Origin of the sequence: Pseudomonas sp. B19125, from assembly GCF_044218855.1 — a bacterium.
Classification (GTDB): Bacteria; Pseudomonadota; Gammaproteobacteria; order Pseudomonadales; family Pseudomonadaceae; genus Aquipseudomonas; species Aquipseudomonas edaphica.
The window spans coordinates 4,395,105-4,410,147 of record NZ_CP162589.1; the positions used below are offsets into that span (position 1 = coordinate 4,395,105).

9 protein-coding genes are annotated in these 15,043 nt (G+C 62.4%); 1 reads left to right on the forward strand and 8 read right to left on the reverse strand.

All coding sequences use genetic code 11. The annotated features are described in order from the left end of the window. Positions 1-108 precede the first annotated feature (108 nt). Entirely contained in the window at positions 109-333 is a 225-nt protein-coding gene (locus AB4P96_RS19665; RefSeq protein WP_056860349.1) for a DUF465 domain-containing protein, read from the reverse strand. A gap of 174 nt (positions 334-507) precedes the next feature. Here AB4P96_RS19665 and tkt point away from each other — a divergent pair, with 174 nt between their 5' ends. After that, complete coding sequence (gene tkt, locus AB4P96_RS19670; RefSeq protein ID WP_395599961.1) at positions 508-2,571, forward strand: transketolase; 2,064 nt, start codon at positions 508-510, stop codon at positions 2,569-2,571. 913 nt (positions 2,572-3,484) lie between these two features. Here the strand turns inward: tkt and uvrA are convergent. The 7 genes from uvrA to AB4P96_RS19705 all read right to left on the reverse strand — a co-directional run bounded on the left by uvrA (position 3,485) and on the right by AB4P96_RS19705 (position 15,041). Further along, positions 3,485-6,004 (reverse strand): excinuclease ABC subunit UvrA, encoded by a 2,520-nt coding sequence (gene uvrA / locus AB4P96_RS19675; protein WP_395599962.1) that lies wholly within the window; start codon positions 6,002-6,004, stop codon positions 3,485-3,487. Further along, complete coding sequence (locus AB4P96_RS19680; RefSeq protein WP_099548156.1) at positions 6,001-7,713, reverse strand: ATP-binding protein; 1,713 nt, start codon at positions 7,711-7,713, stop codon at positions 6,001-6,003. Before AB4P96_RS19680 ends, uvrA begins: the two co-directional genes overlap by 4 nt. Before the next feature lie 110 nt (positions 7,714-7,823). Next, complete coding sequence (locus tag AB4P96_RS19685) at positions 7,824-10,895, reverse strand: error-prone DNA polymerase (RefSeq protein ID WP_395599963.1); 3,072 nt, start codon at positions 10,893-10,895, stop codon at positions 7,824-7,826. Further along, on the reverse strand, positions 10,892-12,304 hold the full coding sequence (locus AB4P96_RS19690; protein ID WP_017135400.1) for a DNA polymerase Y family protein: 1,413 nt from the start codon (positions 12,302-12,304) through the stop codon (positions 10,892-10,894). The genes AB4P96_RS19685 and AB4P96_RS19690 overlap by 4 nt, the downstream gene beginning before the upstream one ends. 7 nt (positions 12,305-12,311) lie before the next feature. Continuing rightward, entirely contained in the window at positions 12,312-12,926 is a 615-nt protein-coding gene (imuA, locus tag AB4P96_RS19695) for a translesion DNA synthesis-associated protein ImuA (protein ID WP_017135401.1), read from the reverse strand. Further along, a complete protein-coding gene (gene lexA / locus AB4P96_RS19700) occupies positions 12,926-13,543 on the reverse strand; it encodes a transcriptional repressor LexA (RefSeq protein WP_058422526.1) in 618 nt (205 codons plus the stop codon). The genes imuA and lexA overlap by 1 nt, the downstream gene beginning before the upstream one ends. Positions 13,544-14,453: 910 nt before the next feature. Continuing rightward, entirely contained in the window at positions 14,454-15,041 is a 588-nt protein-coding gene (locus AB4P96_RS19705; protein WP_395600990.1) for an NUDIX domain-containing protein, read from the reverse strand. Positions 15,042-15,043 lie beyond the last annotated feature (2 nt).

Consider the following 15,043-nt stretch of genomic DNA (forward strand, 5'->3'; position numbering starts at 1 on the left):
GCCGCAACAGTCCCCAGAGCCGGGTGGACGGCCGGCATCATAAGCAGTGAAACGCCGGCTGTCGCTCAGACAATTCTGAACAAATATGTCCGCGTCCTGTAGGACGTTTTATTGCAGCAAGTCCCTGATCTCGTCTTTAACCAACAGGCGTTTATCCTTCAGCTTCTTCAACGCCTCATCACTACCGGATGCCTTTTCGGCGCTCACCACCTGCTCATCGACGGTGTTGTACTTATCAAACAGCGCGTTCAAATGGGGATTTTTCGCCCGACGCCCGTCGACCTCTTCCTTGCTCAAACCCAAATCCTGATACAGGTCGTGTTTCACTGGCATGGAGTACCTCCGCAAGTTGATCAATGGCCTACGCCTTGAAACTAGCCCATTCCAAGGGGTCTTGTCATGTCTTGGGTCAAGGCGGTCCCGTTCGTCGTAATGCGCATGATGGGATCAAACCTTTGCCGTGCCCTGCCCTCCACTGTAGATCGCCACCCGAGGGAGAACGGTTTCATGACTCACGCTGCCACTGCTGTCGACACCCAATGCATCAACACCATTCGCACCCTGGCCATGGATGCCGTGCAAAAGGCCAACTCCGGCCACCCCGGCACGCCCATGGGCCTGGCTCCGGTGGGCTACACGCTGTGGAGCCGCTTCCTGCGTTACCACCCCGAACATCCGGATTGGCCTAACCGCGACCGCTTTGTCTTGTCGGTGGGGCACGCCTCGATGCTGTTGTATTCGCTGCTGCACCTGGCCGGTGTGGTCGAGATTGATGCCCACGGCAAGCGCTCCGGCCAGCCGGCGATCAGCCTGGACGACATCAAGCAGTTCCGGCAGATGAGTTCCAAGACCCCCGGCCACCCCGAGTACCGCATGACCACCGGCGTGGAAACCACCACCGGCCCGCTGGGCCAGGGCTGTGCCAACAGCGTCGGCATAGCCATGGCCGAACGCTGGCTGGGCAAACGCTTTAACCGCGACGGCCAGGTGCTGTTCGACTACAACGTCTACACCCTGTGCGGTGATGGCGACATGATGGAAGGCATCAGCAGCGAAGCGGCGTCGATGGCCGGGCACTTAAAGCTCGATAACCTGTGCTGGATCTACGACAACAACACCATCAGCATCGAAGGCCACACCGAGCTGGCGTTCAGCGAAGACGTGATCAAGCGCTTCCAGGCTTATGGCTGGCACACCTTGCACGTCACCGATGCCAACGACCTGCAAGCCCTGAGCGCAGCGCTGGAAACCTTCCAGGCCAACACCGGCGCGCCAACCCTGATTGTGGTCGACAGCGTGATCGGCTACGGCTCACCACACAAACACAACACCGCCGCCGCCCATGGCGAGCCATTGGGCGAGGAAGAAATCCGCCTGACCAAAGAGGCCTACGGCTGGCCGCAGGATTCCAGCTTCCTGGTGCCCGACGACACCCGCACGGTGCTGCGCGATGCGCTGCTGGAACGCAGCCAGCCGCTGTATGAAACCTGGCAGCAACACCTGGCGCAGTTGGAGCAGTACGAACCGGAACTGGCCGATGAATTGCGCCGCATGCGCGCCGGCGAAATGCCGGAGCATTGGCAGGACGAACTGCCCCGCTTCGACACCGACGCCAAGGGCATCGCCAGCCGCGCCGCCGGCGGCGAGGTGCTGAATGCCTTCGCACAACAAATACCCTGGCTGCTGGGCGGCTCGGCGGACTTGTCGCCATCAACCAAGACCAACCTCACCTTCGACGGCGCCGGGCGTTTCAGTGCCGATGACTACAGCGGGCGCAACCTGCACTTCGGCATCCGCGAGCACGCCATGGGCGCGATTGCCAATGGCATGGCGCTGTCCTACCTGCGGCCGTACACCTCGACCTTCCTGGTGTTCAGCGACTACATGAAACCGCCGATCCGCCTGGCGGCAATCATGGAATTGCCAGTAGTGTTCGTATTTACCCATGACTCGATTGGCGTGGGTGAAGACGGCCCGACGCACCAGCCCGTCGAGCACCTGACACAACTGCGCGCCACGCCGGGGTTGCTGACCTTGCGCCCCGGCGATGCCAACGAAACGCTGGAACTGTGGAAGGTGGCCCTGGCACAAACCCATCGGCCGAGCTGCGTGGTGTTGTCGCGCCAGGCGTTGCCGACCTTGGATCGCACAAAATATGCGGCGGCGTCCGGAGCGGCCAAAGGCGCTTATGTGTTGGCGGGTGCCGATAAGCCTGAGGTGCTGCTGTTGGCGACCGGCAGTGAAGTGAGCCTTGTGGTGGTGGCTTATGAGCAGTTGAAAGCTGAGGGCATTGCCGCTCAGGTGGTGTCGATGCCCAGCTGGGAATTGTTTGAAGACCAGGATCAGGCGTATCGCGACAGTGTCTTGCCACCCGCGGTAAAAGCCCGTGTGGTGGTGGAACAGGCAGGCCCGCTGGGTTGGGACCGCTATGTTGGGCAGACTGGCGCTAAAGTGGTGATGAACAGTTTTGGCGCGTCGGCGCCGTTGGCCAAGTTGCAGGAAAAGTTCGGGTTTACGGTGGAGAATGTGGTGAAGCAGGCCAAGGAGCAGATTCGACTGACTGGGCGTTGAGGGGGCATATCCGTTATTTAGGTAACGGCGGCGTATGGTTCCGCTCTTACAGCGGCTCACTTTTGCAAGGACCGGAATGCCGGCCCAGTCAAAAGTAACCAAAAGGTCCTCGCCCCAACACTCGGTGCCTCGCTGTGGCTCGGCATGCCCGCAATCCGCCAGTGATTTGGGGGGGCGATTTCAGATCAAGATCAAAAGCGCAGATCAAAAGACCGCTGACTTCGTCATCGAAAAGAATGTAAGAGCCGGAGCAACAGCAACAGCAGAGCCATACTCGGTCAAAGGTGGGAGCTGGCTTGCCTGCGATGGCATCAACTCTGTGTGCCTGATATACCGAGGTGTCTGCATCGCAGGCAAGCCAGCTCCCACAGAAAAGCAGCTCTTCAGTGCATGCAAATCCGCAGTCGATCTCATATTCAAAACTGCATGCGCTCCCACATTTAGACCCCGCGGCATCAGGTAGATAGGCTTTTGCCTTGCACTTGATCTGGCTCTTGCTTCAACCACTCAGGTCGGCTTTCAGGCCGCCGTGCTGTAGATCTTGATCTTGATCTTGATCTTGATCTTGCTTTTGATCTGAGACGCCCCGTTAACCACGATGGCCGAACGCAGGCTTGAATCCGTGGGTAACCCGGCAGGACGCCGGGTTAGCCGCGCTGGGCCAAGGATGGCCCATCGCGGCGGCCCACGGATTCAAGCCTTCGTTCTGGCACACCGAGCCTAAGCGAGGTGCCGAGTGGTGGGGCACAGACCTTTTGGTTACTTTTGGCTGGGCCGGCATTCCGGGCGTTTGCCAAAAGTGACCCGCTGTAAGAGCGGAACCATAAGCCGCCGTTACCCGAATAACGGATATGTACACCGACAAACCGCCATCGCAGGCAAGCCAGCTCCCACAATTAATCGGCGTTGAAACTTACACCAACTCCCGCGCCAGAAACGCTGCAGTACGGCTGGCTTTGCTTTTGGCGACCTTCTGCGGCGTACCATGAGCCACCACCTTCCCGCCCAAATCCCCAGCCCCCGGCCCAATATCAATCACCCAATCCCCCTGGGCCACCACGCGCATCTCATGCTCCACCACAACCACCGTGTGCCCCGCGTCCACCAGATGATTAAGCTGACTCAGCAAACGGTCCACATCCCGAGGATGCAAACCCGTAGTCGGCTCATCCAACACATACAACGTCGCGCCCCGGGCATTACGTTGCAACTCGGTCGCCAACTTGATCCGCTGCGCCTCACCGCCGGACAGCTCGGTCGCCGGCTGCCCCAGACGCAGATACCCCAAACCGATATCCCGCAACACTTGCAACGAACGCAACACCCCAGGCTGCTCGGCAAACACCTCGACCGCCTGCTCCACCGTCAACCCCAGCACCTGGGCAATGCTCAAGCCTTGCCACTTAATCGCCAACGTCTCAGGGTTATAACGCGCACCATGGCACGTCGGGCACGGCGCATACACGCTGGGCATAAACAGCAACTCGACACTGACAAACCCTTCCCCCTCGCAATGGGGGCAACGGCCCTTGGCAACGTTGAACGAGAACTGCCCGGCATCGAAATGACGCTTCCTGGCCGCCGGTGTTGCCGCAAACAATTTGCGCACGTTATCGAACAACCCGGTGTAAGTCGCCAGGTTAGAACGCGGCGTGCGGCCGATGGGCTTCTGGTCCACCTGCACCAAACGTCGAATCTGTTCCAAACCGCTGCTGATCCGCCCACCACTGCTTTGCGGGGCATCATCTTCAAGGCTCGGTTCTTCGTCGCTTTCCAGCACACGACCCAAGCCCGTGCCCACCAGTTCCAACAGCGCCTGGCTGACCAGACTGGACTTGCCCGAGCCGGAAATACCCGTCACCGCCGTAAAGCAACCCAGCGGGAAATCCACGCTTAGGTCCTTGAGGTTATTACGCGTCACGCCTTCAAGCTTCAGCCACCCCGACGGCTCACGTCGCGTCGTGCTGCAAACGCGCCGTTCGGCAAACAAATACTCGCGCGTCTGCGAGGCCTGCACATCCGCCAAACCGGCAGGCGGACCGCTGTACAACACTTGCCCGCCGTGCTCACCGGCCGCCGGGCCCACGTCGATCAGCCAGTCGGCGCGGCGCATGGTTTCCAGGTCATGTTCCACCACAAACAACGAATTGCCGGCCGCTTTCAAACGCTCAAGCGCAGTAAACAATGCTTCGCCATCCGCCGGGTGCAGGCCTGCCGAGGGCTCGTCCAGCACATAGATCACGCCGAACAGCTGCGAGCCCAACTGGGTGGCCAGGCGCAGGCGCTGCAATTCCCCGGATGACAATGTAGGCGTGCTGCGCTCCAGGGACAGATAGCCCAGGCCCAACTCGGTGAGGGTGCTGACCCGCTCCAGCAAGTCCTGGGCGATACGCTGAGCGGCAAGGCGCTTTTCCACCGACAGCTTCATTTTGTCCTGCCCCGCCGCCACCGGGCGCAGCAGCTCGGCCAACTGCGCCAGCGACAGTTGCGACAGCGCGCCGATGTCCACCCCGGCAAACTTCACCGACAGCGCCGCCTTGTTCAGCCGCTTGCCCTCACACGCCGGGCACGCACTGCCCTGCATGAACTGCGACACGCGCTTTTTCATCAGTGCGCTTTGGGTATGGCTGAAGGTGTGCAGGATATAGCGCCGCGCACCGCTGAACGTGCCCTGGTAGCTCGGCTCCAGCTTGCGTTTCAACGCGTCGCGGGTTTGCTGTGGGGTGAAGCCTGCGTACACCGGCACGGTCGGGGTTTCTTCGGTAAACAGAATCCAGTCGCGCTGCTTTTTCGGCAGGTCGCGCCACGGGATGTCCACGTCATAGCCCAGGGTCACAAGGATGTCGCGCAGGTTCTGCCCCTGCCACGCCAAGGGCCAGGACGCCACCGCACGCTGGCGAATGGTCAAGGACGGATCCGGCACCATCAGCGCCTCGGTCACCTCATACACGCGGCCCAAACCGTGGCAGTGCGGGCAGGCGCCCTGGGGCAGGTTCGGTGAAAAGTCCTCGGCGTACAGCATCGCCTGCCCCGGCGGATAACTGCCGGCACGCGAATACAGCATGCGGATCAGGCTCGACAAGGTAGTGACGCTGCCCACCGACGAGCGTGCACTCGGCGTGCCGCGCTGCTGTTGCAGGGCCACGGCCGGGGGCAAGCCTTCGATAGCGTCCACATTGGGTACGCCGACCTGGTCAATCAGGCGCCGCGCATAGGGCGCCACCGATTCGAAATAGCGGCGCTGAGCCTCGGCATACACCGTGGAAAACGCCAGGGATGATTTGCCCGAACCCGATACGCCGGTAAACACCACCAGGGCATCCCGGGGAATGTCTACATCGACGTTACGCAGGTTGTGTTCGCGGGCGCCGCGCACGCGTACAAAGCCTGGGCGCTGGGCGGTGATCGGGGGGATGTTGCGCTGTGACGTCATGGGCAACCTTGTCTGGCGGTGAGCACGCTGCGCACCCGTTGCGTGAGGGCTTCGGGGCTGTAGGGCTTGCTCAGCAGATGAATGTCGGAGCTCAGCAAATGATTGCTGGAAAGAATGTCGCGGGTGTGCCCGGAGGTGAACAGCACCGCCACCGGCGGGTGCTGCACGCGCGCCCAGTCGGCCAGGTCGGTGCTTTTGACCCGGCCGGGCATCACCACGTCGGTAAAGATCAGGTCCGGCTGCACGCCGTTTTGCAGGGTTTGCATGGCCCGGTCACCGTCTTCGGCGGTCAGTACCGTGTAGCCCGATTGCTGCAGCAACTCGACCACGGTCAGGCGCACGCCTTCGTTGTCCTCGACCACCAGGATGGTTTCCTGGCCGCCGCTGTGAGTCGCCTGCTCGGTGTCGACCTCACCACATTCGGGTTCCAGGCTGTGGGGGAAATACATCTGCACTACCGAGCCTTTGCCCTCCTCGCTCCACACCTCCACATGCCCGCCGCTTTGGCGCACAAACCCGAACACCATGCTCAGGCCCAGGCCGGTGCCGTGCCCTTCGCGCTTGGTGGTGAAGAACGGCTCGAACGCACGCTTGAGCACCTCCTGGGGCATGCCGACACCGGTGTCGGTCACTGCCAAACGCACGTATTCACCGGGCTTGATGCTTTTACCGATGCAATCGCCCGGGTTGAGGATGATATTTTCGCCGCTGATGCGAATCACGCCTTCGCCTTGCATGGCATCGCGGGCATTGATCGCCAGGTTGAGCAGCGCGTTTTCCAATTGGTTACGGTCGACATTGATGCACCAGGAATCCTGGGGCAGTTGCACGTCGATATGAATGGTCTCACCCAACGCCCGTTGCAGCAGTTCGCCTAAACCGGCGTAGATGCGTTGCGGGTTGTACACCGCTGGCGACAACGGCTGGCGACGCGCAAACGCCAACAGTTGCGAGGACAGCTTGGCGCCGCGCTCCACCGCCGCAATGGCCGCCGTGACCCGGCGCTGCACCTGGGGGTTGTCCGGCTCATTCCGGGCCAGCAGGTGCAGGTTGCCGGCGATCACTTGCAGCAGGTTATTGAAGTCATGGGCCACGCCGCCGGTCAGGCCGCCGATGGCTTCAAGCTTCTGGGATTGGCGCAACTGATCTTCGGCGGCGGAACGCGCTTGCACTTCGGCGGCGACGCGTTGCTCCAGGTTATGGGTGAGTTCCTGGCGCAGGCGCTCGGAATGCACGTGCTCGGTGGTTTCCACCACAATCGCCAACACCCCGGCTGGCTGCTGATTGTCCCCGGCGACGGGGCTGTAATAGAGGTCCAGCCAGACGGTTTCCGGCTTGCCGTTACGCAACAACACCAGGTCTTTGTTGTTAAACGTCAAGGTGCCGCCCGCCAGGCAGGTGTCGACCACGTGGCGATTGAACTCGGCCACCTCCGGCCAGCCCAGCTCCACCGGCGTGCCGAGCAAGTACGGATGCCGACCGCCGGCAAACACCGAATAGCTGTCGTTGTAGATCATGTAGCCCGCCCGCCCCCACAGCATCACCATCGGCACGGGCGAGGCCAGCATCATCTGCACGTTGCAGGCCAGGCTGGCGCTCCAGGTGTCAATCGGGCCAAGATCCGTGGCGGACCAATCGAAAGCACGGATACGCTGGGCCATTTCACCGGACCAGCCTTCACAGCCGTAGGGGTTGGATAAAAATTGCATCGGTTGGCTCTGTGCAAAGAGAGGGTATTTGCAACGTTTTGGAGCGCGCCAGCGGCGGATGGTTTCACTTGTTATAAGTTAGGAGGTAATGGCGACAAAAACCACTGCCCTCAATGAAAATCCCGGCTGCGCACATGAATGCCTTCCAGCAGCGGCGTCAGGTCGGTAAGACGCCCGGCAATCAGGTGCCGCACCTCACCCACCGCCTCCCAGCGCCCGTCGACTTTGAGCAACCGCGAGCCGACCAGCGCCAGGCGCTGGCGTTCTGCCAGGTCGCGCCAGACCACCACATTGAGGTTGCCGAATTCATCTTCCAGCGTCACAAAGGTCACGCCGCTGGCGGTGCCAGGGCGCTGGCGCCCGGTCACTAGACCGGCGACGCTGACATTGCGCCCATGCTCCACCGCCATCAGCTCCAAAGAGCTGCGGCAGCGGCGTTTGCGCAACTCATCACGCAGCAACGCCAGCGGGTGCGGGCCGAGGGTGGTGCCAACCGTGGCGTAATCAGCCTGCAAGTCTTCGCCAACCGTCGGCGCCGGCAATTGCACCGCCGCTTCGTCGGGGCTCGGCAGGCCCGCGAACAACCCCAGCTGTTTATGCACGCCTGCCACTTCCCAGCGTGCCCGGTGCCGGTTGCCCGCCAGCGCACGCAAGGCCCCGGCATCCGCCAGCAACGCCTGGGCCCGCGCATCCAGGCCGGCGCGGTCGTCCAGGTCGGCAATGTCACTGAACACACGACGCTGGCGCGCCGCCTCGATGCGCCGTCCATCCTCCTCACGAAACCCCGAGATCATGCGCAACCCCAGGCGAATCGCCGGTTGCTGGCCGTCGACAGGCTCCAGGCTGCAATCCCAGTCACTGGCCAGCACATCCACCGGGCGGATCTGCAAGCGATGGCGCCGCGCATCCTGCAGGATCTGGTCCGGGCTGTAGAAACCCATGGGCCAGCTGTTGATCAAGGCACAGGCGAACGCCGCCGGTTCATGGCACTTGAGCCAGCAACTGGCGTAGGTCAGCAAGGCAAAACTGGCCGCATGGGACTCGGGGAAGCCATAGCTGCCAAAGCCTTTGATCTGCTCGAAAATCTGCGCGGCAAATTCCTCGCTGTAGCCGTTCTTGAGCATGCCGGTGCGCAGACGCTGCTGATGCGGTTCCAGGCCACCGTGGCGTTTCCAGGCGGCCATGGAACGGCGCAACTGGTCGGCTTCGCCGGGGCCATAGTCGGCGGCAACCATGGCGATCTGCATCACCTGTTCCTGGAACAGCGGCACGCCCAAGGTGCGCTTCAGCACCGCCTCAAGTTCCGGCGATGGATAAGTGGTGGGCTCTTCGTTATTCCGGCGCCGCAGGTACGGATGCACCATGCCGCCCTGGATCGGCCCAGGCCGCACAATCGCCACCTCAATCACCAGGTCATAGAAGTTCTGCGGCTTGAGCCTGGGCAGCATCGACATCTGTGCCCGCGACTCGATCTGGAACACGCCGATGGTGTCGGCCTTGCTGATCATTGCGTAGGTTGCCGGGTCCTCCTTGGGGATCGTCGCCAACGCCAGATCGCGGTTGCGATGGCGGCGCAGCAAGTCGAAGCAACGGCGTATCGCGCTGAGCATGCCCAACGCGAGGATATCCACCTTGAGCAGGCCGACGGCGTCGAGGTCGTCCTTGTCCCACTGGATAATGGTGCGCTCGGCCATGGCGGCATTTTCCACCGGCACCAGGGTGTCCAGCGGGTATTCGGAAATCACAAAACCGCCAGGGTGCTGGGACAAGTGCCGGGGAAAGCCGATCAGTTGTTGAGTCAATGTCAGCACACGCCGCAGGATCGGGCTTTGCGGGTCGAAGCCGCCTTCGCGCAGGCGCGCAAGCGGCGGCGCATCTTCACTCCAGCGTCCGCAACAGTCGGCCAGCGCGTTGATCTGGTCCGGCGGCAAACCGAGGGCCTTGGCCACATCACGCACCGCGCCGGATGCGTGATAACTGCTGACCACCGCCGTCAACGCCGCGCGGGTGCGGCCGTAGCGTTGGAACACGTACTGCAGCACTTCCTCGCGGCGTTCATGTTCGAAGTCCACATCGATATCCGGCGGTTCATTGCGCTCCTTGGACAGGAAGCGTTCGAACAGCATATCCGTCAGGCTTGGGTCGATTTCGGTGATGCCCAAGGCAAAACACACCGCCGAGTTGGCGGCCGAGCCACGGCCCTGGCACAGGATCGAACGGCTGCGGGCGAAGCGCACGATGTCGTGCACCGTCAGGAAGTAGCTTTCGTAACCGAGGTCGCTGATCAACTGCAATTCCTTGTTGATCTGCTGCAAGGTCTTGGCGTCAACACCGTGTGGCCAGCGCTGGGCAATGCCTTCCTCGGTCACGGTGCGCAGCCAGGATTGGGCATCATGGCCGGCGGGCACCAGTTCGCGTGGGTAGTGGTAGCGCAACTGGCTGAGATCAAAGGTGCAACGTTTCGCGATGGCCAGGGTTTCATCACGCAGCGCTTGCGGGTACAACGCTGCCAGCGCGTCGAGGCTGCGTAAATGCCGCTCGCCATTGGGGTGCAGGCGCGTGCCGGCTTCGGCCACCGGCACGTGATGACGGATCGCGGTCATGGTGTCTTGCAAGGCCCGGCGCCCGCGCGCATGCATGTGTACATCGCCGCAGGCCACCGCCGGGATCTGCAGGCTGGCGGCCAGGGCCAGGCGCTGCTGCAAATGGCGCGCATCGTCCTGACCGCAGTGCAGGTGCACCGCCAGCCACAGGCGTTCGGCGAAGGTGTGTTGCAGCCATTGGAGGGTGGCCTGGGTGTCGCTGTCTTCGGCCACCCACAGCGCCAGCAGGCCGGGCATCGGTTGTTCGAAGTCGGCGTGCAGCAGGCGGTAACGGCCTTTTTCGGCGCGGCGGCGAGCCAGGGTGATCAGGCGGCACAGGTGTTGATAGCCGCTGAGGTCTTCGACCAGCAACACCAGTTTCGGGCCGTTTTCGATGCGCACTTCACTGCCGATAATCAGCGGCAAATCCACCGCCTTCGCCGCCTGCCAGGCTCGCACGATGCCCGCCAAGGTGCATTCGTCGGTGATCGCCAGGGCGCTGTAGCCTTGGCGCTTGGCACGTTCGAACAGCTCCAGCGCACTGGACGCGCCGCGCTGGAAACTGAAATTGGACAGGCAATGCAGCTCGGCATAGCTCATGCGAACCAGCCTTGCAGCCACAGCCCGTCGTTCTGCCCCACACAGCGATAGGCCCAGCCTTGCTGGCCGGCACGGGTGCGGATCAGGTAATAGTCGCGGCGGATATCGGCGCCGTCCCACCAGCCGGATTCGATGCGTTCCGGGCCCATCAGGATCTGCACGCCCTGCTCGGCCAGCAAGGTCGGTTCAGTCAGCAACCAGCCGGGGCGCTGCACTTTGTGCAAGGTCGGGCACGCACGGCTGTCGGCGCTCGCCTGCCAGGCACATTCGGGGCGGTGGTCGGCATGAAAGCGCAGGCTTTGTACGGCCTCATCGCCAAGCCGTGCGCGCAGGCGTTCGCGCAGTTGCTCCCAAGGCAAGGTTTGTTGCGGGCGATCGTCGAACAGGTCCTGGCGTTGCGGTACAAACACCGGCAGGTCCTGGGCCACCAGGCGGAACCCGCGCACCGGAGAGGTGACTTGCACCTGTTCCAGGCGGCCACGGGCCAGTTCGAACAGCATCGACGGTTCGCGCTCGGCACTGAGCAGGCCGACCTTGATCACACTGTCGGGCGCCTGGGCGTGTTCCAGGTGCAAGTCGAAGCGCTGCACGCCACTGTCGCGCCCGCAGAGGAAGGCGGACAAGTCACCGGTCAGGCGCCGTAACGGGAACAGCAGCGCCTGGTGGGATTGCACGTCGAAATTCAGCTCGATGCGCACGTCGAACTGATCCGGCGGCTGGTAAAACGCCAGGGCCAGTGGGCGCTGCCCGCTCAGGGCATCCAGGTGCTTGAGCAAGCCGGCGTCAAAGCGTCGCGCCAGGGTGTGCCGAGGCAACGCCTGCACCTGGGCCAACGTACGCAGGCCCATGCGTGACAAGGCCGTGGACGTCTGCGGGTCAAGACCGGCGCGGTCGATAGGCAGTGGCGCCAGAGCCTGCTGCAAGGCGTCCTCGCCGATCGCCAAACCATCATAAATATTCGCCAGCACCCGCGCCGCCGCCGGGTTGGGCGCAGCGACGATACGGTGGCGAAAGCCCAATTCGGTCAACTCCTGGCGCAAGCGCGCCTCGAACTGCGGCCACGGCCCGAACAGGCCCAGGCTCGACTCGATCTCGAACAGCAACGCACGCGGGTAATACACGCTGACCTGAGAGCTGAAACGGTAGGCCCAGGCGGCGAGGAACTGCTGCCAGCGCTCGATTTCGGCGGGGTCGTATTCGGCGCTGGCAAAGGTTTTGGCCAGGGCATGCGCGGCCGTCAGCGATTGACCTGATCGCAGGCCCAAGGCGCGGGCGGCGGCATTGACGGTTTGCAGCACGCGGCGCTGCGGTGTGCCGGCCAGCAGTACCAACGGTTGATCCGGCTCAGGGTGCACACGCTGCACCCCGTCCAGCGCCAATTGCGGGAAGACAATACACACCCAGCGCATGGCAACCTCAGTGCCCCGCCAGTGCTATCGGCGCCGGGTGGGCCAAGCCGCCCCGGCACTTGAGCACCCGCACTTGCGCAGGTTTTGCCTCGACGGCCAGGCGCAAGGCGGCGGGCGATGAATTGACCGCCTCGCTCAAAGCGCGCCAGGCAAACGCCAGGGTTTGCCCGGTCTCGGCCGCCACCTGCAAGCGCCGCAAGGCGCGGTCATCGGCCTTGCGCGGCCAGCACAGCACCGCGCCGCAACTGCCCGAACGCAGGCACTGCTCCACCGCCCACAACACGTCGCGCGCCTCGGCCTGGATCACCGAAAGCTGGCGCAAATCCACCCCGGCGTTCTGCCAGGCGTGGGGGTACGGCGTGTAGGGCGGCGCCACCAGCACAATCCGCTCGCCCGCCGTTGATAAGCGGGCCAGGGTTGGCAACACCAATTGCAGCTCGCCAACGCCCTCCTTCGCCATCAGGATTTCACTCAGCGCCGACTCCGGCCAACCGCCCGTGGGCAACACCGCGTCCAGCGCCGCCAGCCCAGTGGGGTGCACGCTGGCCGGTGGCACAGCGGGCCGGCCTTTCCAGACGCGGCCGCCATTGAACAGCGTATCCAGAGCAACGACGGCGCCCATCAACCTTGCCTCACCAGGCCGCAGAACACCCCTTCGATGGCCAGGTCCTGATCCGGCCCGACCACAATCGGTTGATACGCGGGGTTGCGCGGCAGCAGGCGCACCTGCTCGCCGTGGCGCTCAAAGCGTTTGATGGTGACTTCGCCGTCCAGGCGCGCCACCACAATCTGCCCGTTCAAGGCTTCGACGCTGCGGCGTACGCCCACCAGATCACCGTCGAGGATGCCGTCTTCGATCATCGAATCGCCCTGCACACGCAGCAGGTAATCCGGGGTTTTGGCGAAAGTGGCGGGGTCGAGTTGCAGACGATTGTGCACTTCGGCATCGGCGCCGATGGGCAGGCCGGCGGCGACACGGCCGAGTACGGGCACGTCCAGCCATTCGGGACGCGCCGGTTGGTTGAGCAGGCGGATGCCACGGGCCTGGTTGGGGTTGACCTCGATGAAGCCGGCTTCGGTCAGGGCCACCACGTGTTTGCGAGCGACGCTGCGCGAGGCAAAGCCGAACGCCTCGGCGATCTCGGCGAGGCTTGGGGGCTGGCCTTGTTGCGCGATACGGTCGCGGATGAAGGTCAGGATGGCGGTGCGACGGGGGGTCAGGGTTGTCATGGAGTACATTTGTACTCTTGTGGGAAATTTCTGACAATAGCCGGTAGTCGGGATTGGGGGGCTGTTGGGGTTGGGGTTGGGGTTGGGGTTGTGTGCATATCCATTATTTGGGTAACGGCGGCTTATGGTTCCGCTCTTACAGCGGCTCACTTTTTGAAGGACCAAAAAGTAAGCAAAAAGTCCTCGCCCCAACACTCGGTGCCTCGCTGTGGCTCGGCATGCCCGCAATCCGACAGTGATTTGGGGGGCCGCCGCGATGGGCCATCCTTGGCCCAGCGCGGCTAAACCGGCATCCCTGCCGGTTTACCCCCCAAATCACTGTCAGATTCCGGCCATCGTGTTTGACGGGGCGATTTCAGATCAAGATCAAAAGCGCAGATCAAAAGACCGCTGACTTCGTCATCGAAAAGGATGTAAGAGCCGGAGCAACAGCAACAGCAAAGCCATACTCGGTCTAATGTGGGAGCTGGCTTGCCTGCGATGGCATCAACTCGATGTGTCTGATGTACCGAGGTGTCTGCATCGCAGGCAAGCCAGCTCCCACAGAAAAGCAGCTCTTCAGTGTATGCAAAACCGCTTTTCGCTTTTGATCCAACCACTCAGGTCGGCTTTCAGGCCGCCGTGCTGTAGATCTTGATCTTGCTTTTGATCTGAGGCGCCCCGTTAACCACGATGGCCGAACGCAGGCTTGAATCCGTGGGTAACCCGGCAGGACGCCGGGTTAGCCGCGCTGGGCCAAGGATGGCCCATCGCGGCGGCCCACGGATTCAAGCCGGAGTGAGGGCACACCGAGCCTAAGCGAGGTGCCGAGTGGTGGGGCGAAGACCTTTTGGTTACTTTTGGGGCGTTTGCCAAAAGTGACCCGCTGTAAGAGCGGAACCCTAAGTAGCCGTTACCGCAGCAACGGATATGTACTCAATCACCAGCCATCTTTAAGCATCCGCAATTCCAGATGCTGCAACAGCATAATGGTCTTGCCATCGACAATCTCCCCACTCTGCACCATCGCCAGCGCCTGCTCAAACCCCAACTCCAGCACTTCGATATCCTCGCCCTCCTCCTCCAGCCCGCCCCCCGTACCAATCTGATCCGCCTGCGTATACTCACCGATAAAAAAGTGAATCCGCTCAGTCACCGAACCTGGACTCATAAACGCCGCATAGATTTTTTCCACATGACCGACGCGATACCCGGTCTCTTCCTCAGCCTCCAGGCGAATACGTTCTTCAGGACTGGCATTGTCCAGCAACCCGGCGGCCGCTTCGATCAAGTAGCCGGGGTAATCGTTGACAAACGTAGGCATGCGAAACTGCCGGATCAACAGCACCGTGCGCTGCCCACGGTTGTACAACAAAATGGTCGCGCCATTGCCCCGGTCATACACCTCACGAGTCTGGGCCTGCCAGCTGCCATCCTGGCGACGCAGGTCGAAGCTGTACTTTTTCAAGTTGTACCAGCTGTCTGAAAGGGTTTCTTCAGCGGTGATGCGAATAGGGCTGTTGTCCATGG

Bases quoted from the DNA above. Each gene is read 5' to 3' on its own strand.
- AB4P96_RS19665 (WP_056860349.1), bottom strand. From the start codon at position 333: ATGCCAGTGAAACACGACCTGTATCAGGATTTGGGTTTGAGCAAGGAA.
- tkt (WP_395599961.1), top strand. From the start codon at position 508: ATGACTCACGCTGCCACTGCTGTCGACACCCAATGCATCAACACCATT.
- uvrA (WP_395599962.1), bottom strand. From the start codon at position 6,004: ATGACGTCACAGCGCAACATCCCCCCGATCACCGCCCAGCGCCCAGGC.
- AB4P96_RS19680 (WP_099548156.1), bottom strand. From the start codon at position 7,713: ATGCAATTTTTATCCAACCCCTACGGCTGTGAAGGCTGGTCCGGTGAA.
- AB4P96_RS19685 (WP_395599963.1), bottom strand. From the start codon at position 10,895: ATGAGCTATGCCGAGCTGCATTGCCTGTCCAATTTCAGTTTCCAGCGC.
- AB4P96_RS19690 (WP_017135400.1), bottom strand. From the start codon at position 12,304: ATGCGCTGGGTGTGTATTGTCTTCCCGCAATTGGCGCTGGACGGGGTG.
- imuA (WP_017135401.1), bottom strand. From the start codon at position 12,926: ATGGGCGCCGTCGTTGCTCTGGATACGCTGTTCAATGGCGGCCGCGTC.
- lexA (WP_058422526.1), bottom strand. From the start codon at position 13,543: ATGTACTCCATGACAACCCTGACCCCCCGTCGCACCGCCATCCTGACC.
- AB4P96_RS19705 (WP_395600990.1), bottom strand. From the start codon at position 15,041: ATGGACAACAGCCCTATTCGCATCACCGCTGAAGAAACCCTTTCAGAC.